Raw genomic sequence first — 22,607 nt, 5'->3', positions numbered from 1 at the left:
GTTCACTCACACGGTGAAGACCGGCACGGGATTGCACCAGCGGTCCTTGTATTCTCGGTCGGCGCGACCGAAGGAAAACCGCAAGGGTTTATCCAGGGCCCGCGCATGTTCCCAGGCACTTTGGGTGTTGAGGAAACTCAGCACGCTGCCGGGACTGAACTCGCGCGTTTCGGGATCGACACCGCCATTGATGTACTCGACGCTGATCCACTCCGGCGCTTCGACGCGGTACACCAGTTGAATCGCAATCGGTGCATCGTTGAGAAAAATCACCGAGCCGATCAGCAAGTCCCGAAGCAGCTCGATCACCTCCGCCATGCGTTCGGCGCCGGTGGCCGGGAAGCCCCAGCGACGCTGGAACAGGTCGCAGTAGATCGCGGCCAGCTCAGCGCTGGAGAACTCGGCGACCGGCCGCACCACCCCGCCCGCCTCTTCCAGCAAGCGCAATTCACGGCGCTGGTTGTAGCGAAACTTCTTCGACAACTCTTCGGGCGTGCGGGCCATGGCCAGTTGTTCGGTCTGCAACTTGATGCCGGTGAAACGGCCTTCACTGAGCGCCGACAAATAACGTCCGCGATGGCGCAGCGGCGCCTGCGCATCAGCGGCGGCCGGCAAGATCAACTCGGCATTGCCAAGGTCGAACAGGCCTTTTTTACCACGGCGCTTGAGTACGTCTTTGGACAGCGCCAGGTTGCGGCCCCAGGTCGGGATGGCGGCTTTCACTTCACCGTTTTGCTCCCAGGCCAGGTAACGCACCGGGATGTCGGCCAACTGTGCCAGACGTTCAACCACCAGGGGATGGGTCGCGACGCTGCCGCCAAAACGTTGCCAGGCCTGTGCATAAGTCGAGGCGTCGACCACCGCCCAGCCCCGTTCGCGCCAGCCTTGAAATCGGTTGAGCATCAGCCCCTCGGTGCCAGTTCGGTGACGTGCGGCAAATGCCAGAAAGCATCGCGTACCGCTCGGTCGGAGAAACGCTCACGCAGGCGATCGAGCATCAGCTCGGCGCACTGGTGACGTTGCTGGTCGTCCATCGCGGCCAGATGTTGCAGCCCTTGGGCCAAGTGTTCGGCATCGCCCAGGGGGAACAGAATGCCCACCCCTTCAACGACCTCCTTCGCTCCACCGCATGCGGTGGCGAGCAACGGGACGCCGGCGGCCATGGCTTCAAGCAGCACCATGCCGAAGGGCTCGTGATCAGAGCTCAAGGCAAACACATCGAAGGCTCGGAAGTAACGACGGGCATCCGGCACCTGGCCGAGGAACAGCACGCGGTCGCCGATACCCAGTTCCCGGGCCAGGGCCTTGAGGTCCTCTTCCAGGCGACCACTACCGAGGATCACCAGTTGGCTGTTGCCCGGCAAGCCCGGCAATGCCTCGGCAAATCCGTGCAGCAGCGTGGTCTGGTCTTTGTCTGGGTGCAGCCGCCCGACGTTGCCGACAATCCAGGCATCCGCCGACAGACCGAGGGTTTCCCGGGCCTCACGGACCGACACCTGGCTGGTCTGCAACGCCTGCACATCGACACGGTTATAGAGCGTCTGAATCCGCCCGGCCGGCCATTTCGGCAGGCAACGGCGCATGTCGTCACGCACCGCATCGGAGACCCCGAGCAGGCTGAGGCGCTTGCGGAAAATATGCGCGAAGAGTTTGCGGGTGCCGCGTTTGTAATCGCCAAACGCGTGATGCACACCAATCACCGGCAGCGAGGTGCCGAGCAAGGCGATGTAGATCGGCTTGAAGCGGTGAGCAATGCAGAAACTGAAATTGCGCGAGGCGGCGATCTTGCGCAGATCGCCGATAGCGCCCAGCTTCAGGCCACGAATGGCCTTGGAGCTGTATTCCATGAACAGCACTTCATCGGAAGCGCAGTTCGCGGCAACTTCGCTATCGGCGGCCCCGGTCAAAAAGACCGTGGTCACCCGATAACCCGTCCCCGCAAACAGGCTGGCGTACTGCCGGGCGCAGTCCAGGAACGGCCCGTCATAGCCGTGGCAGAACTGCAACACATGGCGTTCAGCCGAGCGTGTCATAAGCGTTGGCGCCCTCTTTGACCACCAGGATGTCTTCCATGATCAAATACTGTAGATCGGAACCGAAGAACATGTTCAACGCGTCGGTCGGCGAGCAGATCATCGGCTCGCCACGACGGTTGAGCGAGGTGTTCAGCGACACGCCGTTGCCGGTCAGCACTTCCAGCGCCTTCATCATGTCGTAGTAGCGCGGGTTGTATTCGCGCTTGAGCACCTGGGCCCGGGAAGTGCCGTCTTCGTGGACGACTTCCGGCACGCGGGTCTTCCACTCTTCAGCCACTTCGAAGGTGAAGGTCATGAATGGCGCAGGGTGATCGATCTTGATCATCTGCGGGGCGACGGTGTCGAGCATCGACGGGCAGAAAGGCCTCCAGCGCTCGCGGAACTTGATCTGGTGGTTGATGCGGTCAGCCACGCCGACCGCGCTCGGGCAACCGATGATCGAACGACCGCCCAAGGCGCGCGGACCGAACTCCATACGCCCCTGAAACCAGGCTACCGGATTGCCATCGACCATGATTTTGGCGATGTTTTCCGGCATGTTTTCGAGCTTGCGCCATACCGGCTTGCTCGGGTGACGGGCGCAGGCAGCGAGCACGTCTTCGTTGGTGTACGACGGACCGAGGTAGACGTGTTCCATCTTCTCGACCGGTACGCCACGGGCATGAGACACATAGGCCGCAGCACCGACCGCAGTGCCGGCGTCGCCGGAGGCAGGCTGTACGAACAGTTCCTTGACGTCGTCGCGGGCAATGATTTTCTGGTTGAGCTTGACGTTCAACGCACAGCCACCGGCGTAGGCCAGCTTGCCGGTCTCCTTGAGCACGTCGCCCAGGTAGTAGTCGATCATCTGCAGCGAGATTTTTTCGAACAGCGCTTGAATGCTCGCGGCGTAGTGGATGTACGGCTCGTCAGCGATGTCGCCTTCGCGCTTCGGTCCCAGCCACTCGATCAGCTTCGGCGAGAAGTAGTAGCCTTTGCCTTTCTCTTTGTAGCGACGCAGGCCGATGACGTTGGCGTAGTCGGTGTTGATCACCAGCTCGCCGTTTTCGAACGAAGCCAGGCGCGAGAAATCGTATTTGCTGGCGTCGCCATACGGCGCCATGCCCATGACCTTGAATTCGCCATCGAGCATATCGAAACCGAGGAACTCGGTGATCGCGCCATACAGGCCGCCGAGGGAGTCAGGATCGAAGAATTCCTTGATCTTGTGGATCTTGCCGTTCTCGCCGTAACCGAAGAAGGTCGTGGCGTACTCACCCTTGCCGTCGATCCCCAGGATCGCGGTTTTCTCTTTGAAACCGGAGCAGTGGTAAGCACTGGAGGCGTGGGCCAGGTGGTGCTCGACCGGTTCGATCTTGATTTTCTTCGGATCGAAGCCCAGTTGCTCAAGACACCAGACAATCTTGTTGCGATAACGCTTGTAGCGACGGTTACCCATCAGGATCGCGTCAAGAGCGCGATCCGGGGCGTACCAGTAACGCTTTGCGTACTGCCAGCGAGCCTTGCCGAACAGACTGATCGGTGCAAATGGAATCGCCACCACATCAACGTCGGCCGGCTTGATGCCCGCCTGTTCGAGGCAAAACTTCGCCGATTCGTAAGGCATGCGGTTCTTTGCATGTTTATCGCGCACAAAGCGCTCTTCTTCAGCCGCCGCGACCAGCTTGCCGTCGATGTACAAGGCTGCGGAAGGATCATGGCTAAGGGCGCCGGACAGGCCAAGAATCGTCAATGCCACAGGGGTCTAGCCTCTTTAGTCTGCATGCAGGCGACAAGCGCCTCAAAAATTGATGTGCCCCTCGCAAGGGGCGAGAGACAGCTAAAGGGCGGGATTATAGCTTAAAAGCTGCCGCAAGCCTCTAGCGGGAAGTGGCAGGCTGATGCGTTGACAGATGAAGGACCTCAACATAGACTCCTGCGCAAATGGACTGGGGGATCCCGGTCGGCGTTATGGCCTCGGTGAGTTTCATCGGGGCTTTTCGCTTTCTGAAACAGGGAAAATTTTCAAACCCCAGTTTTCGAAACCCTCCCCCACGTTTTCGCGACCACCGCTGCAGTAGAACTTACGCTTGAGCACGTCAAAGGCACGATTTTCTTGCCCTGACCGCAGGACGCTCATGCCAACCGGTCTTGCAACAAGATCCGCTAATTGTAATCCCGTGGAATTCACTTGTTTGGTTGCAAAGACGATGTCGAACGGCAATTGAATGCCCAATCGGTTCGCGCCATCGCACATGCGACGAAACTCCAGTTCAAGCTCGTTATCCTCTCTTTTACCGCGACGCTCGAAAATCACGTGAGTAAGAGCACTCTGTTGATTCTTTTCCTGTAAAAACTCATAAAGCGTGTCAAGGCAAAAGCCGAGGGCGACGTGATAAGGGTTGTGAACAGGACCTTGTTTTTCGCGAAGAGCGGCTTTGTCGATAACGCAACTAATCAGCACGAAATTGCTTGCTTCAATGATGCCCGTCAACTCTTCCAGAAAGGTATGTTTGTGTTGTCTGGACGTGAACAGACTAGAGAACGCGCCCTTTTCTTTCCGAATTTCCAACTCATGCAAACCAACCAAGTCGTGCCCCATATGATTGAACTTAAACTTCTGAAGGGCAGGAATAACCTTCTCGCAATAATGCCTTTTATGAAACACACAAAATGCGAGCACAAACATTGGATAGTTTGAATCTAATGTTTGCATCCCATGGTCGCCGCTTTCATCCACATAGATTATGAAATCACTGTACCTCCCGAACGGAGGTAAAAGTTTTTTCGCCTCAACACTGGCTTCGAATTCGCTTTCGTTTTCAAAAAGGAAAAACTGTTGAGACGGCAAAATCGGGGTTGGCACGACCTATTCTTCCTTTTGTTTTTCTAGTCAAGTGCGTTAGGTGTAGCACTGACACGCCGGAATACAAAAGAGCTACCCGCGCCCTGCCCGCCAGTAAATACCGAGGTTGCCGTCGGTGGCCTGGCGGTAAATCGTATAGGGCAAGGAAACGGTGTCCATGACCCCCGACAGGGTCAGGTCCAGCAATACGAAGGGGACGAGGAAGCCGGTGGGATCTGGCGGGGCATTCAAGATGCAGAAGTCGTAGGCCATACCGCTGTAAATGCGGGGGATGGACTGGCAGTAGGTTTTTTGTTTTCGCAGGCCGCGAGCGGCGTCTTCGTCATCTTGCAGCACCGTCAGTGCGGTCCCGCAACCCGATAAAGCCAGTGAAAAAGTACCGATTGCAACAGCCGTTTTTATGGTCAAGATTTGCCCTCCGTGAACGTGAGGCAAACTAGCATCGCGGCTCTTCAGGGCACAGTTCATGGGGTCTGGGGATCATGTAGGACAGTTCACAAGAACTTGTCCCCTTAATCTCGGGTGACTGTTCTGGCCCCTTCGCGAGCAAGTCCGCTCCCACAGTGGTTCTACGTCGCACACAATTTATGTGTACGACACAAAACCACTGTGGGAGCGAGCAGGCTCGCGATAGGGTCGAAGACCCGATTCAGGCCGCGCCAGAGATGTCTTTGGGCAGACGCTGATCAATGACCTGATAGAGCGCACTGCTCTCCGGCCAGTTACGCATGAACCGAGCCCGGTCCCGTGCATATGCCGGGGCAAAGCTCCCCACCGAGCCATGCTGACACATCGAATCCAGATCGATCAGCGCCCAGCGATCCTGCTGCCAGAACAGGTTGTGACCCTTGAAATCCCCGTGGCTGATGCGCTCGCCAATCAGCTCGGCAAACAAATGATCCAGCGCCAGCAATTCAGCCTCGGGCGCATTACCGCTCTCAACATACGGCGCAAAGCGCTCAATGATGTCCGGCCCCGGCAGGTACTCGGTCACCAGATACGCCCGACTGCGCAGCCAGAGAAAACGCTTCTCCAGCAACGCCAACGGCTTGGGCGTGGCGATGCCGAGGAACGCGAGGCGATTGCCTTCGCGCCACGAATGCCAGGCACGGCTCGGACGCCAGAAGCGCTTGAGCCAGTGGGCTAAGCCTTTGATGTTGTAGCGCTTGATCACCAGCGTCCGACCATCAACCTCGACTTTTCCTACACTCGCTGCGCCGCCGGTCTTGTACAAATAACCCTGATCAAGCAAGGCATCGGCCTGCTCCAGCACCGGCAACATCGCCGCTTCTTCGTCGCGACGAATAGCCCGCAAGCCAAAAGCCCTGCGCTGGACGCTGAACAACGAACACTCGCGGCCCACCTTGATCAGGTAGTCCTTCAAGCGCCAGCTGCGAACCTTGTCGATCTGCTTCTGTAACGCTTCCATCGGCAACGCGTGTTCGCCGTTACTCAACAGGTAATACACCAGCAGTTCTTCGGTGAACGGTTCCAGTGACTTGGGCAACTGGGCGAAAAACACGCCGAGGTTTTCCAGGACTTTCTGCCGTGACAGCGGCTGGCCCGGGGTTTCAGCGCAGACGCCGCCGCCATCGATCAGGTACAACCGGCCTCGCTGACGCAGGAGGTTGTCCAGGTGCAGGTCTTCCTGCCAGAGCCCCTTGCGATGCATTTGGCCGATAGCGCCCAACGCCTCGGCCAGCACAGCCCCTTGCATATCCGCCAGCACCGGCAGGTGTTCGACTTTTTTCCAGGTATCCCCCAGGCTCTCGGCGCCTTCAAGGAAATCGAACAGCAACCAACCGCCCTCGCCCTCTTTCAGGCCGTCCACCAGCAACTGCGGCGTGGTCAGCCCTTGATCGGCGAGCAAGCGCACGCCGTCCAGTTCACGCTGAAAATGCCGCGCGGCCTTGCTGCCGACCAACAGCTTGGCCAGCACCGGCCGACCGCGCCACACGCCGGCGCCGACATAACGCTGCCCCGGCAACACGCGCAACAGGCTCAGCAACTGCAACTCGGCAGGTCCGGCGGCATCGGCCAGTGAAATGCTCATCGGCAGGCTCGGACTGCGGCCGGCGCCTTTCAGTTCGGACAAGCGCATCAGCGAGCCTCCTTGTGACTGCGTCGCGCGGCCAGGCGCGAAACCCAACTGTCCACCAGCGAACTGTCCGGTGGCTGATCCACATAAACTGCCAGCAACTCGCGCAACTGAGCTTCAGTCCATTCCGGCGCACGGCGCAGCAACGGTTCCAGGTCCTTGACTCGGTCACGCTGGCCGAACAGCAACGGCCGGGTTTTTTCCAGGTCGATCAACTGCGCCTGATAACCGTCGCCCGTGGCCTGCAGAAAAATGTGCTTGGGGTAGAAGCAACCATGAAGCTGACGCACGCCGTGCAGGTGCCGCGCCAGTTCGCCACAGGATTTCATAATGGCCGTGTGTTGCGCTTCGCTCAGGTCCGACCAGCGCTGCAACAGCGAATCCAGGTCATCCCAACCGTCCAGCGCGCGCGTCAACAGAATCGCCCGTACTTCCCCGTCGACTTTGCGCTCACCAAAAAATGCCGCTTTCAGCGCTGGAATACCCAGCTTCTGATAACGACTGATGTTGCGAAACTCGCGGGCAAAACTCGGTTCGCCAAACGGCGCATGAAGGGTACGCGTCAGGTAGTTGCTCTGGCGCTTGAGGTAGTAACCATGACCTTCCAGATCCAGCCGAAACACGCTGCTCCAGCCGCCACCGACGGTATTAGGTTCATCCACCGCGTCGAGCTGCTTGGCCCACAGTGCGTCGAACGTGCCGAGGCCATGACGCTCAAGTAGCGCACGGTCTTCAGCGGCCAGAAAATCAGTCATTCGCGCCCCTCGAAAAATCTCACCACGTGCCGGATGCGTTTTTTGTCGTCGGCGTTCAGCCGGTCACGCTGGCGGTATTGCAGGTAAAAGCGCAGGCGCTGGGTGGCCGACAGGTGATATTTCGCCACCTTGTCGAGGCAGGCCAGGTCCTTGGTGATCCGGTACTTGAGCCAGAAGCCGCGCCAGAAATCGCCGTTGGGGCAATCGATCAGGAACAGCTTGGCTTTATCGTCGATCAGCAGATTGCGCCACTTCAAATCATTATGGGTGAAACGGTTGTCGTGCATGGTCCGGGTATAACCGGCCAACTGACGACTGACCGTGTCGACCCAGGCGCGGTCCGCCAACTTGGGATCGTGGCGGTCGGCGAGGGCCGACAAGTCTTCGGTGTTGGGCAGTTCACGGGTGATCATCGCGCCACGGGCATACGCCGCGCCGCGCCGTTCCAGCCCCCAGGCAACCACTTCAGCGGTCGGAATGCCCCACTTGCCGAAGCGTTTGAGGTTTTGCCATTCGGCCTTGACCCGAGGCTTACCCAAATAACGGCGCAGGCCTTTGCCGGCACCTACGTAACGTTTGACGTAATAATTGACGCCGTTGCGATTGACGCGGATGACTTCGGACAACAGGTCGCGGGTCAAGCGTTCGCCTTGAAGCGCGAACACCGCTTCCAGGCTGCCAAAATCTTCCGCCAGGTCGCTGTATTCAGGTTCCAGTTTCCAACCCGGCATCAGAGCGCATCCCCGTATCGCTGTTTACGGTCGTAGAGTTTGTTGGCCTTGCCTTCAAGCCAGGCGAGCAGCGACGCTTCTTCAGCCAGAACCTGGCGCAGCGGCTGCTGAAAATAGTCCTTGAGGAATCGCAGCTTGTCGCGCTGGGTCAGACCGATGTCCAAGGCTGAAAAGTACAGCGCCGCCAGATCCTTGTTGCGCCAGCGCTGGGTGATCGCCGGGCGGGTCTGGGCGCGGTGCAGGTCGATCACCGAGAGTTTGAAGTCGTCAGGCGTCACCGGTTTATCGGTGTGCAGCAGGAAGTGGCAGATGTAGCAGTCGCGGTGGTTGACCCCCGCGCGGTGCATCATGCCGGTCATGCGCGCGACTTCGGCGATCAGCGCGCGCTTGAGTCTTGGCTCGGGCGGGTTCTTGATCCAGTCGATGCTGAAGTCTTCGAGGCTGACGGTGGGCGCCAGCTCTTCGGTGACGATAAACGAATGCTGATCCGCTGGGTTGCTGCCCTTCTCGCCGTAAGCGACGGCGGTCATGGTCGGCACGCCGACTTCTTTCAGGCGTTGAATGGCCTTCCACTCCTGACCCGCGCCGAGCACCGGCAGCTTGGCCGTCAGCAGGTTCTTGAAGATCTCGCCCCAGCCGATGCCACGGTGGATCTTTACGAAAAAGCCATTGCCGTTCACTTCAGTGCGCAAGGTCCGGCGCGCTTCCAGTTCACGGTAAACCTCGCCCTGCAAGCCTTCGACTTCGGTGAACGCATCGCGTCCGGCCCAAAGGCTCTTGAACGGTTCAGCCAGCATCAACTTCATTAAGCGTGCTCCGCCAGAATCACATCGGCCGCGTGCTGCGGCATGCTGTAGAGGTCGGCCGTCTCAGCGAAGGCCAGACCGTTGCGGCTCCAGGCCGCCCGTGCTTGAGCGTCGTTCAACATGCCGGTCAGGTACTGAGTCAGTTGCGCCTGATCGAACGGTTCGTCCAACACCAGACCGGCGTCGGCCTCGGCGATGTAATGGGCGTAACCACAGACCGCACTCACCAACACCGGCAACCCGGCCACCAGGGCTTCGAGCAACACAGTCCCGGTGTTTTCGTTATACGCCGGATGAATCAGCAGGTCGGCACCCAGCAGGAAACGCGGGATATCGCTGCGGCCCTTGAGGAACGTCACGTTGTCGCCGAGCCCCAAAGTGGCGCTCTGCATCTGGAACAATTTGGGGTCATCCTGGCCAATTACAAACAGCCGGGTGCGTTTCTTCAGATCAGCGGGCAACGCGGCCAGCGCCTTGAGGCTGCGATCAACGCCTTTGGTCTTGAACCCGGAGCCGATTTGCACCAGCAACAGCTCATCGTCCTTGAGGTTGAATTCGCGACGGAAATCGGCACGAATCTCGGCGGCATTGGCCGGTGCGCGACGGTCCTGGGAGATGCCCGGGGGCAGCAAATGGAAGCGTTCCAGCGGTGTGTCGTAATGCTTGATGAACAGCGGCTGCTGGACTTCGGAAATCATCAGCACTTCGGTCTTGGCGTCCTTGGCGAACACCGCGCGCTCGTACTCGGCGAAGTGCCGGTAGCGGCCCCAGCGACGGTACAGCGAGTTGCGCAGGTTCTGCGCCTTGTCTTCGAAACAGCCGTCGGCAGCGTAGTAAACGTCCAGGCCCGGCATCTTGTTGAAACCGATCAGACGGTCCACGGGACGCTTGGCCAGGTCCGCTTCCATCCATTCGCTGAGTTTCTCGTTGCGCCGATGGTTGAAGAACGCCTTGACCGGCGCCACCAGCACTTCGAAACCCGGCGGGACATCGCCTTCCCAGATCAGCGTGTAGACGCGAATCTGATGGCCGCGCTGCTGGCATTCCAGGGCGATGCGCATGAAATCGCGCTGCAAACCCCCGAACGGAAAGTACTTGTACAAGACGAATGCCAATTGCATCAGCGCAGCTCCTCAGCCAGTAACAACGTGCTCAGTCGGGTCGCGACACGCTCGGGATTCAGACGCGTGAAGCACAGGGGCCACTCGCGTTTCAGGTCGAACTGACGGGCATCTTCGGCCGTCGGTTGATACGTACATTTCTTTTGCAGGCACGGCGCACAGGGAAAATCGCTGGCGATGTGAATCTGCGCCTTGCCGTAGGCGCCGGTCAGCCCCGGGTTGGTCGGGCCGAACAGCGACAGGGTCGGTACGTCGAGCGCGGCGGCCAGATGACCGAGACCGGTGTCCACGGCCACGCAGGCTTGAGCGCCGGCCAACACTTTGCCGACACCCGCCAGGTTCAGCTTGGGAAGCACTTCGACATGCCGGAACCCTGCGGCAATGCGCTCGGCCCGGGCTTTCTCGATGGGATTGCCCCATGGCAGCTTCACGGCGACGCCGAGATAACCAACGCGTTCGGCCAGTTCACGCCAATAGGCTTCCGGCCAGTGCTTGGTGTCCCAGGTGGTGCCGTGCAGAAACAGCACGTAGGGATTCTTGCGCGGCAGCTCCACCAGGCGCTCGACGTTCAGCCCGTAATCGCCCAGGCCTTTGGGCAGGTCGTAGCCCAGAGCCAGGGCGAACAATTGACGCACCCGCTCTACCGCGTGTTGTCCACGGCCCACGGCCAGGCGCCTGGAATAGAAACGTGCGGCGATTGGCTCGCGCGCCGAGTCCTTGTCGAGCCCGGCGACCGGCGCTTTGACATAGCGCGTCAACCAGGCGCTTTTCAGCAGGCCCTGGGCATCAATCACCAGATCGTATGGGGTGGCGCGAACGCTTTGTTTGAAGCGCTTCCACTCGCCACTCTTGAAGGTTTGCCAGAGGTTCTTGCGCCAGCGACGGATCGCCACCGGGATCACCTTGCCCACGGCCGGGTGCCAGGTCGGGATTTCGGCGAAGCCTTCTTCCACCACCCAGTCGAACGTGATGCCGGGGATCGCCCGCGCCGCGTCGGTCAACGCGGGCAACGCATGAATCACGTCGCCCAGCGAAGAAGTCTTGATCAGCAGAACGCGCAAACTATTTGACCTCGATCACAGTGCCCTGCAACCGCTGCAAGGCTTCGTTCACCGCTTGCGGCATGAGTTGGCGCAGGCAGTTGTAATGACCGAAGCGGCAGGTGCGATCGAAGCACGGGCTGCATTCGAGGCCCAGACGCACGATCTCGACGTGCTCGGCCAAGGGTGGCGTGAAGCCCGGCGACGTCGAACCGTAGACCGCCACCAGCGGGCGGTTTAGCGCGGCGGCGACGTGCATCAGGCCGGAGTCGTTGGACACCACCGAGTCGGCGCAGGACATCAGGTCGATGGCCTCGGCCAGGGAGGTGCCGCCGCTGAGGTTGACCGACTCTTCGCGCAGGCCGGGAATCAGTCGCGCGCGGATGTCTTCGCCGACCGCGTGATCGTTTTTAGAACCGAACAACCAGACTTGCCAGCCTTCGCGGATCTTCGCTTCGGCGACCTTGGCGTAGTGCTCGGACGGCCAGCGCTTGGATTCGCCGAACTCGGCGCCGGGGCACAGCGCCAACACCGGACGGTCGAGGGCCAGACCGAACTTGGCCAGCGCCGCCTCGCGGGTGACCGGGTCGATCTGCAGGCTTGGCCGTGGATACGGTGTCGGCAGTTCGGCACCGCGCTCATAAGCCAGCGCCATGAAGCGCTCGATCATCAGCGGATAACGTTCTTTATCCAGCGTGCGCACGTCATTAAGCAAGCCGTAGCGGAACTCGCCGCGCCAGCCTGTGCGTGTCGGGATCCCGGCGAAGAACGGCACCAGCGCCGACTTCAAGGAGTTCGGCAGCAGGATCGCCTGGTCGTACTGGCCGGCCAGGGATTTGCCGATGCGCCGACGCGTCGCCAGCTCCAAAGCACCGTGACCGAGCGGAAAGCTCAAGGCCTGACGGACTTCGGGCATGCGCTCCAGGATCGGCCGGCTCCATTCGGGGGCCAGGACGTCGATTTCGCATTGCGGGTGGCGTTGCTTGAGACACTGAAACAGTGTCTGCGCCATCACCATGTCACCGACCCAACTGGGCCCAACGATCAGAATTTTCATGTGGTTTCCAAAAACGAACCGGGGAGGCATACGCCTCCCCGCCTCGAGAATCCAGCACCCGCAGCCTTGGCTGCCAGGTCATTTGGACGAGCCGGTTGGGGCTCGTCGGATCAATTTCATACACATCAATTTCAGTCAGCATAAAACTGTGTAGCGAGGGAGCTTGCTCCCGCTGGGCTGCGAAGCAGCCCCAAAACCTGCCACTGAGTTTCATCTGGCGAACCGCGCCGACTGAGTTACGACTGCTTCGCAGCCGAGCGGGAGCAAGCTCCCTCGCCACAAAAGCCCGCCACCTTCCAGGTCAGCTTCAGCTTAGCCCCAACTCACGCCAAATCCGCAATACCTGCCGGCGTTCATCGACAAACTGGTCGCCCGGTATCACCCCGGCGTCCTTCTGCAAGGCCTGCCGGTGCGCGGCGGAGCGGTAGGCTTTGTAAGCCTCGCGCAGCAGGCTGGCGTCTTCGGCGGGCATCAGCCCTTCGTGTTCCAGCTCTTCCAGAATGCGGATGTTATCCGTCCAGCGAAGCAATGGCGGGTGTGTTTCGGACCACGCCAGGGCCGCGTATTGCACCATAAATTCAATATCGACGATACCTCCGGCGTCCTGCTTGAGATCGAACGGCGCCGTGGCCTCGAAGGCATTTGCCGCGGTGCCGGCCGCGGTGCTCTTGCTGCCGAGGTTATCGCGCATCTTGGCGCGCATTTCGCTGACCTCCTGACGCAAGGTCGCAAGGTCCCGTGGTTTGCCCAATATCGCCGCGCGAACCTTCTCGAACGCCAGGCCGACATCCTGGCTGCCCACCAGCACCCGCGCCCGCACCAGCGCCTGATGTTCCCAGGTCCAGGCTTCGTTTTCCTGATAGCGGGCAAACGCCCCGACCGAACTCACCAGCAAACCAGAGGCGCCGGAAGGCCGCAGCCGCATATCGACTTCATACAGCTGGCCGGAGTTGGTCTGAGCCGTGAGCAAGTGAATGATCCGCTGCCCCAGGCGGGTGAAGAATTGCGCGCCGTCGATAGGTTTCGCCCCATCGGTTTCCGCCTGCGGATCACCGTCGTGGATGAACACCAGGTCCAGGTCCGAACCATGCCCCAGTTCGAGGCCGCCGACTTTCCCATAACCGACAATGATGAAGCCCGGATCGCACAAGCTGCCGTCGGTGCGCAACGGCGTGCCGTATTTGGCCACGGTCTGGCGCCAAGCCAGGGCCAGCACTTGCTCAAGGATCGCTTCAGCCAGCCAGGTCAGGTAATCGCTGACTTTCATCAACGGCAGACTGCCGGCGATTTCCGACGCGGCGACCCGCAAACGATGCGCCAACTTGAAATGCCGCAGGGCTTCCATTTGCTGTTCGAGGTCGTCTTCGGGAATCCGCGTCAGGCGCTCGCGCAATTCAGCGGCCAGTTCCGGCGCCAGGGGCGGCTTGAACAATCGGCCTTCATTGAGCAATTCGTCGAGCAACAGCGGGAAGCGGGTGATCTGCTCAGCGATCCACGGGCTCGCGGCACACAAGGTCAGCAAACGTCGCAGCGCGCCGGGGTTCTCGGTCAGCAACACCAGATACGCCGAGCGACGGGCCACCGCTTCAACCAGCGGCAGCACGCGCTCAAGCACCAGATCCGGATTGGCATGCTCGACCGCCTGAGCCAGCAACCTCGGAATAAACGCATCGAGGCGCTCGCGCCCCAAGCGTTGCATCGCGCGCAGTTGCGGACTGCTGCGCAAACCGGCCAACGCCTTCAAGGCCTTGGTGGCATCGGCAAAACCGCCTTCTTCCAACTGACGGCAGGCGGCCTCTTCATCCTGGGCTTCTTCCCACAGCGGCAGCCATTCACCGCCGACCACCACTTCGCTTTCAGTGCCTTCCTCTTCATCGGGATCGGCGATCACCTGACCAAAGTGCCAGGCCACGCGGCCGCGCCAATACATAAGCTGAGCATGGAAAGCCTCCCAGTCAGCGAAGCCCAACATAAAGGCAATGCGCGCCTGATCCTGCGCACCGTCCGGCAGCATCTGGGTCTGGCGGTCGGCAATCGCCTGAATCGCGTGCTCGGTGTACCGCAGGAATTCATAGCCTTCGCGCAGTTCGCTGATCACGGCCGGCGGCAGGTAGCCCTGACCTTCCAGGGTGCTCAGTACTTTTAATAGAGGGCGTTGCTGCAGGCTCAGGTCGCGACCGCCGTGGATCAGCTGGAACGCCTGGGCGATAAACTCCACTTCGCGGATGCCGCCGGAACCGAGCTTGATGTTGTCAGCCATGCCCTTGCGCCGCACTTCCTGCTGGATCAGCTGCTTCATGGTGCGTAGCGCTTCGATCGCCGAGAAGTCGAGGTAACGCCGATAAACGAACGGGCGCAGCATCTCTTGCAGTTGCGCGCCGGCCACTTGATCGCCGGCCACCACCCGCGACTTGATCATCGCGTAGCGTTCCCAGTCGCGCCCCTGGTCCTGGTAATACTGCTCCAGCGCGTTGAAGCTCAACACCAGGGCACCGGCCGAACCGTAGGGCCGCAGGCGCATGTCGACGCGGAAGACAAAACCGTCGACGGTCATCGGGTCCAGCGCCTTGATCAGGCGCTGGCCGAGACGAATGAAGAATTCCTGATTATCCAGCGAGCGTTTCACGCCGACGGTTTCGCCGCCCTCGGGGTAGGCGAAGATCAGGTCGATGTCCGACGACAGATTGAGCTCCACCGCACCGAGCTTGCCCATGCCGAGAATGACCATCTGCTGCGGCTCGCCGCTGCGCCGGCCGGTGGGCACGCCGAACTGCTGGCAATGCCGCGAGTACAACCACTGATAGGCCTGATCGATGCTCGCATCGGCCATGTCCGAGAGGTCGCGACAGGTCTGGACCAGGTCGGCCTGGCGAGTCAGGTCGCGCCAGATGATCCGCACTTGCTGACGGGTGCGCTGACGGCGCAATGCACGACCTAACTCGTCTTCGGTTTCGGCCGCATTCACCGCCGCCGCGATCTGCCCGCACAACTCGCCGGGCGCGAAGCTGCGGTCCAGTTCACCGGACTGCACCAGCGCCAGCAACATCAAGGGGTCACGCACACTCTGTTCTGTCACGAAGTCGCTGGCGGCGGTGACGCGGGCGAATTGCGCCCAGCGTTCAGGCGTCCAGGCAGGCAGGCCATGGGCTTCGTCGAGTTCGGCAACGGCGGTGCGGAACGACTGCTCGGCGCGGGTGACAAACGGCAGGAGAATGCCGGGCAGTTCGGCAAGCGGAGGGAGGCTCATGGTCTATCCTTGATCGGCGTGTAGAGGGCGGCATGTAGTGAATTTTCAAAATGCACTACGTGATCGACTGTCGAACAAAGGTTAGAAATAGCTGAAATTTCTTTATTTTTGGCAGACAGCATCAAGCTTTCACCTTTTTCGGTTGGCAAAAGACCAACCTTAACGATTATTCTCACAACGCAGCCGGAGGCCACAAGCCGCTCATCTGTAGTTTTACTACTCGTATATACATCCAGATAGCTGAAATGCCCGATGATTTGTAGTAAAACTACACGCCGCCGGAACCTACCACTCGGCAATCCAAGAATTTATATCGTCTGCCCACAAGGCCAGTCGCAAACTCAGGCAACCGATTCTGGAAGCCTTTCCGCCCTGGAGCAAGCCATGCAAGACCTCGATCCCGTCGAAACCCAGGAATGGCTGGACGCCCTGGAATCGGTTCTCGACAAAGAAGGCGAAGACCGCGCTCACTATCTGATGACCCGTATGGGCGAACTCGCAACCCGCAGCGGTTCGCAGTTGCCTTACGCCATCACCACGCCATACCGCAACACCATTCCCGTTACCCACGAAGCACGCATGCCTGGCGACCTGTTCATGGAACGCCGCATTCGCTCGCTGGTACGCTGGAACGCGATGGCCATGGTGATGCGCACGAACCTGAAAGATTCGGACCTGGGCGGTCACATCTCCAGCTTCGCCTCCAGCGCCACCCTGTATGACATCGGCTTCAACTATTTCTTCCAGGCCCCGACCGACGAACACGGCGGCGACCTGATCTACTTCCAGGGCCACACCTCGCCAGGCGTTTACGCCCGTGCGTTCATGGAAGGCCGCATCACCGAAGACCAGATGAACAACTTCCGCCAGGAAGTCGACGGCCAGGGCCTCTCGTCCTATCCGCACCCTTGGCTGATGCCTGACTTCTGGCAGTTCCCGACCGTATCCATGGGTCTGGGCCCGATCCAGGCGATCTACCAGGCACGCTTCATGAAGTACTTGGAAGCCCGTGGCTTCATCCCTGAAGGCAAGCAGAAAGTCTGGTGCTTCCTGGGCGACGGCGAGTGCGACGAGCCGGAATCCCTGGGCGCGATCTCGCTGGCTGGCCGCGAGAAGCTCGACAACCTGATCTTCGTCATCAACTGCAACCTGCAGCGCCTCGACGGCCCGGTTCGCGGCAACGGCAAGATCATCCAGGAACTCGAAGGCGTGTTCCGCGGTGCCCAGTGGAACGTGACCAAAGTCATCTGGGGCCGTTTCTGGGACCCACTGCTGGCCAAAGACGTCGACGGTATCCTGCAACGTCGCATGGACGAAGTCATCGACGGCGAGTACCAGAACTACAAAGCCAAAGACGGCGCGTTCGTGCGTGAACACTTCTTCAACTCGCCAGAACTCAAGGCGATGGTTGCTGATTTGTCCGACGACGAGATCTGGAAACTCAACCGTGGCGGCCACGACCCGTACAAGGTCTACGCGGCGTACCACGAAGCGGTCAACCACAAAGAACAACCGACCGTCATCCTGGCCAAGACCATCAAGGGTTATGGCACTGGTGCCGGCGAAGCGAAGAACACCGCGCACAACACCAAGAAGGTTGATGTTGAAAGCCTGAAGCTGTTCCGCGATCGTTTCGACATTCCGGTCAAGGATTCCGAACTGGAAAACCTGCCGTTCTTCAAACCGGAGCCAAACAGCGCCGAAGCCCGCTACCTGAGCGAGCGCCGCACTGCACTGGGCGGTTTCGTGCCACAGCGCCGCGCACAAAGCTTCAGCGTGCCGACCCCATCGCTGGATACCCTCAAGGCTATCCTCGACGGTTCGGGCGACCGTGAAATCTCCACCACCATGGCCTTCGTGCGGATCCTCGCGCAACTGGTCAAGGACAAGGAAATCGGCCCGCGCATCGTCCCGATCATCCCGGACGAAGCCCGTACCTTCGGTATGGAAGGCATGTTCCGTCAGTTGGGCATCTACTCCTCCGTCGGCCAGCTCTACGAGCCAGTCGATAAAGACCAGGTGATGTTCTACAAGGAAGACAAGAAGGGCCAGATCCTCGAAGAAGGCATCAACGAAGCGGGCGCCATGAGCTCCTTCATCGCTGCCGGTACTTCGTACTCCAGCCACAACCAGCCAATGCTGCCGTTCTACATCTTCTATTCGATGTTCGGCTTCCAGCGTATCGGCGACCTCGCCTGGGCCGCTGGCGACAGCCGCACTCGTGGTTTCCTGATCGGCGGCACCGCCGGCCGGACCACACTGAACGGCGAAGGCCTGCAACACGAAGACGGTCACAGCCACATCCTGGCGGGCACCATCCCGAACTGCCGCACCTTTGATCCAACCTACGGCTACGAGCTGGCGGTGATCATCCAGGACGGCATGAAGAAGATGACCGAAGAGCAGCAGGACGTTTTCTACTACATCACCGTGATGAACGAGTCCTACCAGCAGCCTGCCATGCCGGCCGGTGTCGAGGAAGGCATCATCAAGGGCATGTACCTGCTCGAAGAAGACACCCGCGAAGCGGCGCACCACGTTCAGCTGATGGGCTCCGGCACCATCCTGCGTGAAGTCCGTGAAGCAGCGAAGATTCTGCGTGAAGAGTTCAACGTTGCCGCCGACGTCTGGAGCGTTACCAGCTTCAACGAACTGCGTCGCGATGGCCTGGCCGTCGAGCGCACCAACCGTCTGCACCCGGGCCAGAAGCCTAAACTGAGCTATGTCGAAGAGTGCCTGAACGGCCGTAAAGGTCCGGTCATCGCGTCTACCGACTACATGAAGCTGTTCGCTGAGCAAATTCGTCAGTGGGTCCCGTCCAAGGAATTCAAAGTCCTGGGCACCGACGGTTTCGGCCGCAGTGACAGCCGCAAGAAGCTGCGTCACTTCTTCGAAGTCGATCGTCAATTCGTGGTGTTGGCAGCCCTGGAAGCACTGGCTGACCGTGGTGATATCGAACCTAAAGTGGTGGCCGAGGCCATCGCCAAGTTCGGGATCAACCCGGAAAAACGCAACCCACTGGACTGCTGAGGAGACACTCTGTGAGCGAACTCATTCGCGTACCTGACATCGGCAGCGGTGAAGGTGAAGTAATTGAACTGTTTGTGAAGGTCGGCGACCGTATCGAAGCCGACCAGAGCATCCTGACGCTTGAGTCGGACAAGGCGAGCATGGAAGTGCCTGCGCCGAAGGCCGGCATCATCAAGAGCCTGAAAGTGAAGCTGGGCGATCGCCTGAAAGAAGGCGACGAACTGCTGGAGCTGGAAGTCGAAGGTGCCGCTGCCCCGGCCTCTGCACCGCCCCCTGCGGCTGCCGCTGCGCAGGCGCCAAAAGCTGAAGCAAAACCGGCTGCTGCGCCTGCCGCCGCCGCTGCTCCAGCGCCAGCCGCCGCGCCTGCTGCCGCTTCGGTTCAGCAAGTGCACGTGCCGGATATCGGTTCGGCGGGCAAGGCCCAGATCATCGAGATCCAGGTCAAGGTCGGCGACACCGTCGAGGCTGATCAATCGCTGATCACCCTGGAATCCGACAAGGCCAGCATGGAAATCCCATCGCCTGCCGCTGGCGTGGTCAAGAGCATCAGCGTCAAGCTCAACGACGAAGTCGGCACTGGCGACTTGATTCTGGACCTGGAAGTGGCGGGTGCTGCGGCACCGGCTGCTGCCGCGCCAGCTCAGGCGGCTGCGCCTGCTGCCGCTGCTCCGGCGCCTGCCGCTGCGGCCCCGGCCGCACCGGTTGCCGACAGCGTTCAGGACATTCATGTCCCGGACATCGGTTCGTCGGGCAAGGCCAAGATCATCGAAGTGCTGGTCAAGGCGGGCGACACCGTCACCGCCGATCAGTCGCTGATTACCCTGGAATCCGACAAGGCGAGCATGGAAATTCCATCGCCTGCCGCTGGCGTGGTGGAAAGCGTTTCCATCAAGCTGGATGACGAAGTCGGTACCGGCGACCTGATCCTGAAGCTGAAAGTCAAAGGCGCTGCGCCTGCTGCTGCACCGGCTCCGGCCGCTGCTGCCGCACCTAGCGCCCCTGCTCCAGCCGCTGCGGCGCCTGCTGCTCCGGCACCTGCCGCACCCGCGGCTGCTCCGGCCAAGCCGGGCGCCAAGGTTCACGCTGGCCCGGCTGTACGCCAACTGGCCCGTGAATTCGGCGTCGAGCTGAGCGCGGTCGGCGCAAGCGGCCCGCACGGTCGTGTGCTGAAAGAAGACGTGCAGGTTTACGTCAAAGCCATGATGCAGAAGGCCAAGGAAGCACCGGCAGCCGCTGCTGGCGCAACCGGCGGCGCGGGCATCCCGCCGATTCCGGTCGTGGACTTCAGCCGCTTCGGTGAAACCGAAGAAGTGCCGATGACCCGCCTGATGCAAATCGGCGCGTCGAGCCTGCACCGCAGCTGGCTGAACATTCCGCACGTGACTCAGTTCGATTCGGCTGATATCACCGACCTGGAAGCGTTCCGTATCGCTCAGAAAGCCGTCGCAGAGAAGGCCGGCGTCAAGCTGACCATCCTGCCGCTGCTGCTCAAGTCGTGCGCGCACCTGCTCAAGGAACTGCCGGACTTCAACAGTTCGCTGGCGCCAAGCGGCAAGGCGATCATCCGCAAGAAGTACGTGAACATCGGCTTCGCGGTCGACACCCCTGATGGCCTGCTGGTACCGGTCATCAAGAACGTCGACCAGAAGAGCCTGTTGCAACTGGCAGCCGAAGCCGCTGTGCTGGCCGCCAAAGCCCGCGACAAAAAGCTCACCGCTGACGACATGCAAGGCGCCTGCTTCACCATTTCCAGCCTCGGCCACATTGGCGGCACCGGCTTCACGCCGATCGTCAACGCGCCGGAAGTGGCGATCCTCGGTGTTTCCAAGGCAACCATCCAGCCAGTCTGGGACGGCAAAGCCTTCCAGCCGAAACTGATGCTGCCACTGTCGCTGTCCTACGATCACCGTGTGATCAACGGCGCCGCTGCTGCACGCTTCACCAAGCGTCTGAGCGACCTGCTGGCGGACATCCGCACCATCTTGCTGTAACACCGGCCGGCCCTCCTTCACCGGAGGGCCTGTCGCGCTCCACGTTTTCCGAGCGCCACGCTCGTACCTCAACCCCGCCAATTTGGCGGGGCTTTTTTTGCCTTGAATAAAGCATCTTCCTACAGTCGTGGTTTACATCGCCCACAACTCATGGCGACTTTCGCTCGATATTTTTTGCTGTTTAATAACTAGGCTTAGTTCGACAGAATTTTCTTATAAATACTGAAAAGCTCACTTGCTTAGTTAACGTTATTTCGAACGGACTCGAACATGCTCAAACCAACTGTCGGCCCTATTATTGGCCACACTACAACTAACCACGTACGTATTTTTTTGCGCGGAGAACTTCAAGGTCACTCACTGGTATTTGCCGGCATTCGTTATCGACGCGCGGGAGAAGAGCGTTGGTCGCAAGGTGTCTTTGCCAAACTGTCGATCTTGCGCGATATGTCCGATGTGATTGCACTCAACAACCTCGCCACCGACACCGAGTACGAATACCAGGCTGGATGGTTCAGCCCCATGAGCCCGGTGCACACCGTGGAGACCGTTCAGGAACTGCCGCTGCAATGGCCACGGGGGATTTATCGCTTTCGCACCCTGTCCAGCAAGGCCAACACACCGCGGGCGTACATCGTCGGCTCATGCCGCTACCTGCGCATGACCGCAGGAATCCCTTCGGCACCTCGTCTGGGCGACCGGATTTTTGCCTCGATCACCGAACTTGCGCAGCAGGCCAAGCCGCCCATCAGCGCGATGTTGATGACGGGTGATCAAATTTATGTCGATGACCTGAACGTTATTGCTCCCGACCGGGAATACAAGGAAATACTCAGCAAATATCGCGCGGCGTTTTCCCAGCCGAATATCGCCAGGTTAATGTCCAACACCTCGACTTATATGATCCTCGACGATCATGAAATAGAAGACAACTGGCCCACCAACGAAAGCAAGGCCGATGCCTATTTATATAAGAACGCCATGGCAGCCTATGAGATATACCAAGCGAGCCACAGTCCGGCGCATGACTTATTAGCCAACGGTCAAGTAAGCCGAAAGCTGGAACAGTATGGGTATCAGTTCGCCGAAGGCGATATTGAATGGTTTGTCACCGACAGCCGAACCCGTCGCAACTTATCGGCCGATGATCGCCGCATCCTCGACGATGAGCAGGAACAGGCGCTGTGCAAATGGCTGATCCACAGCCCGGCCCGGGTCAAGTTCGTGGTCACCAGCGTGATGTTCTATCCCGACCGCAAACTCAACGGTGATGACGCCTGGAAAGCCTTCCCGGAACAACGCCTGCGGTTGCTGGAGACGATTCGCACGCATCGCATCAAGAACGTCATCTTCGTTTCAGGCGATGTCCACGGCTCCCTGACCAGTCGCCTGACCCACAGCGAGGATCCGGACTTCGACGTGCACACCATCGTCTCGTCCCCGCTGTGCAACAGCAAATTGCTGCCGTATGCCTCCGCGTCCACCTTCATTCTCGGTCAGGCGCTGGCGCGAACCGCAGCGGGAGACTATCGGCATGAATTGACCAGCAAAGTGATCAGCGAAGACAACTTTGCCCACCTGGTGGTGGATCGCGAGCAGATTCAGGTCAATTATCACGACCGCGATGGCCAGCTACTTCAATCGATCGGCATCCCCATACGTTAAACCCCGAGCACCTGTGGCGAGCAAGCTTGCTCGCCACAGAAGGCCAAATGCATTAGTTTTCGGCCTTGGCTGGAGAAATCTTCGCCCCTGCCGACATATTCTTATAGCACTTGGCCTTCATGTCTCTTGTCAGTCAGTGTCGCAATGATGCAACCTTGCCGCAGACAACAGTAAAGAGGGCGAGA

At 59.9% G+C, this 22,607-nt stretch carries 16 protein-coding genes; 3 read left to right on the top strand and 13 right to left on the bottom strand.

Features of this window, described 5'->3' with window-relative positions; all coding sequences use genetic code 11:
• Nucleotides 1-6: 6 nt before the first annotated feature.
• The 13 genes from ACA075_RS02305 to glnE form a co-directional block, all read right to left on the bottom strand.
• Nucleotides 7-903 (bottom strand): antimicrobial resistance protein Mig-14, encoded by an 897-nt coding sequence (locus tag ACA075_RS02305; RefSeq protein WP_497297122.1) that lies wholly within the window; start codon nt 901-903, stop codon nt 7-9.
• Entirely contained in the window at nt 903-2,033 is a 1,131-nt protein-coding gene (locus ACA075_RS02300; RefSeq protein WP_497297120.1) for a glycosyltransferase, read from the bottom strand. Before ACA075_RS02300 ends, ACA075_RS02305 begins: the two co-directional genes overlap by 1 nt.
• Complete coding sequence (locus tag ACA075_RS02295) at nt 2,017-3,774, bottom strand: carbamoyltransferase family protein (RefSeq protein ID WP_497297119.1); 1,758 nt, start codon at nt 3,772-3,774, stop codon at nt 2,017-2,019. The genes ACA075_RS02300 and ACA075_RS02295 overlap by 17 nt, the downstream gene beginning before the upstream one ends.
• Before the next feature lie 228 nt (nt 3,775-4,002).
• Nucleotides 4,003-4,881, bottom strand: a complete 879-nt coding sequence (locus tag ACA075_RS02290; protein ID WP_497297117.1) for a DUF3800 domain-containing protein — start codon at nt 4,879-4,881, stop codon at nt 4,003-4,005.
• A 72-nt stretch (nt 4,882-4,953) separates the two neighbouring features.
• Nucleotides 4,954-5,289 carry a YceK/YidQ family lipoprotein gene (locus tag ACA075_RS02285; RefSeq protein ID WP_497297116.1) on the bottom strand — a complete coding sequence of 112 codons (336 nt, stop codon included), beginning with the start codon at nt 5,287-5,289 and terminating at the stop codon, nt 4,954-4,956.
• Between the two features lie 241 nt (nt 5,290-5,530).
• On the bottom strand, nt 5,531-6,982 hold the full coding sequence (locus tag ACA075_RS02280; protein WP_497297115.1) for a lipopolysaccharide kinase InaA family protein: 1,452 nt from the start codon (nt 6,980-6,982) through the stop codon (nt 5,531-5,533).
• A complete protein-coding gene (locus ACA075_RS02275) occupies nt 6,982-7,734 on the bottom strand; it encodes a lipopolysaccharide kinase InaA family protein (RefSeq protein WP_497297113.1) in 753 nt (250 codons plus the stop codon). The genes ACA075_RS02280 and ACA075_RS02275 overlap by 1 nt, the downstream gene beginning before the upstream one ends.
• Complete coding sequence (locus ACA075_RS02270; protein WP_497297112.1) at nt 7,731-8,465, bottom strand: lipopolysaccharide kinase InaA family protein; 735 nt, start codon at nt 8,463-8,465, stop codon at nt 7,731-7,733. The genes ACA075_RS02275 and ACA075_RS02270 overlap by 4 nt, the downstream gene beginning before the upstream one ends.
• A complete protein-coding gene (gene rfaP, locus ACA075_RS02265; protein ID WP_497297111.1) occupies nt 8,465-9,271 on the bottom strand; it encodes a lipopolysaccharide core heptose(I) kinase RfaP in 807 nt (268 codons plus the stop codon). Before rfaP ends, ACA075_RS02270 begins: the two co-directional genes overlap by 1 nt.
• Nucleotides 9,271-10,392, bottom strand: coding sequence for a glycosyltransferase family 4 protein (locus tag ACA075_RS02260; protein WP_077747649.1), 1,122 nt, complete (start codon nt 10,390-10,392; stop codon nt 9,271-9,273). Before ACA075_RS02260 ends, rfaP begins: the two co-directional genes overlap by 1 nt.
• Nucleotides 10,392-11,453, bottom strand: a complete 1,062-nt coding sequence (gene waaC / locus ACA075_RS02255; protein ID WP_497297110.1) for a lipopolysaccharide heptosyltransferase I — start codon at nt 11,451-11,453, stop codon at nt 10,392-10,394. The genes ACA075_RS02260 and waaC overlap by 1 nt, the downstream gene beginning before the upstream one ends.
• Before the next feature lies 1 nt (nt 11,454).
• Complete coding sequence (waaF, locus tag ACA075_RS02250; protein ID WP_497297109.1) at nt 11,455-12,489, bottom strand: lipopolysaccharide heptosyltransferase II; 1,035 nt, start codon at nt 12,487-12,489, stop codon at nt 11,455-11,457.
• A 307-nt stretch (nt 12,490-12,796) separates the two neighbouring features.
• Nucleotides 12,797-15,736, bottom strand: coding sequence for a bifunctional [glutamate--ammonia ligase]-adenylyl-L-tyrosine phosphorylase/[glutamate--ammonia-ligase] adenylyltransferase (glnE, locus tag ACA075_RS02245; protein WP_497297108.1), 2,940 nt, complete (start codon nt 15,734-15,736; stop codon nt 12,797-12,799).
• A gap of 384 nt (nt 15,737-16,120) precedes the next feature.
• Here glnE and aceE point away from each other — a divergent pair, with 384 nt between their 5' ends.
• From aceE to ACA075_RS02230, 3 genes are all read left to right on the top strand, one after another.
• The gene (gene aceE, locus ACA075_RS02240; protein ID WP_497297107.1) at nt 16,121-18,766 is read left to right on the top strand and encodes a pyruvate dehydrogenase (acetyl-transferring), homodimeric type; all 2,646 of its coding nucleotides are present in this window, start codon (nt 16,121-16,123) and stop codon (nt 18,764-18,766) included.
• A gap of 11 nt (nt 18,767-18,777) precedes the next feature.
• Nucleotides 18,778-20,757 carry a dihydrolipoyllysine-residue acetyltransferase gene (gene aceF, locus ACA075_RS02235; RefSeq protein ID WP_497297106.1) on the top strand — a complete coding sequence of 660 codons (1,980 nt, stop codon included), beginning with the start codon at nt 18,778-18,780 and terminating at the stop codon, nt 20,755-20,757.
• A gap of 270 nt (nt 20,758-21,027) precedes the next feature.
• On the top strand, nt 21,028-22,422 hold the full coding sequence (locus ACA075_RS02230) for an alkaline phosphatase D family protein (protein WP_497297105.1): 1,395 nt from the start codon (nt 21,028-21,030) through the stop codon (nt 22,420-22,422).
• The last annotated feature ends 185 nt before the right edge of the window (nt 22,423-22,607 follow it).

This window comes from Pseudomonas sp. LBUM1663, assembly GCF_059695905.1.
The sequence above is the reverse complement of the archived record's forward strand: the minus strand, read 5'-3'. Positions and strand labels throughout refer to the sequence as shown.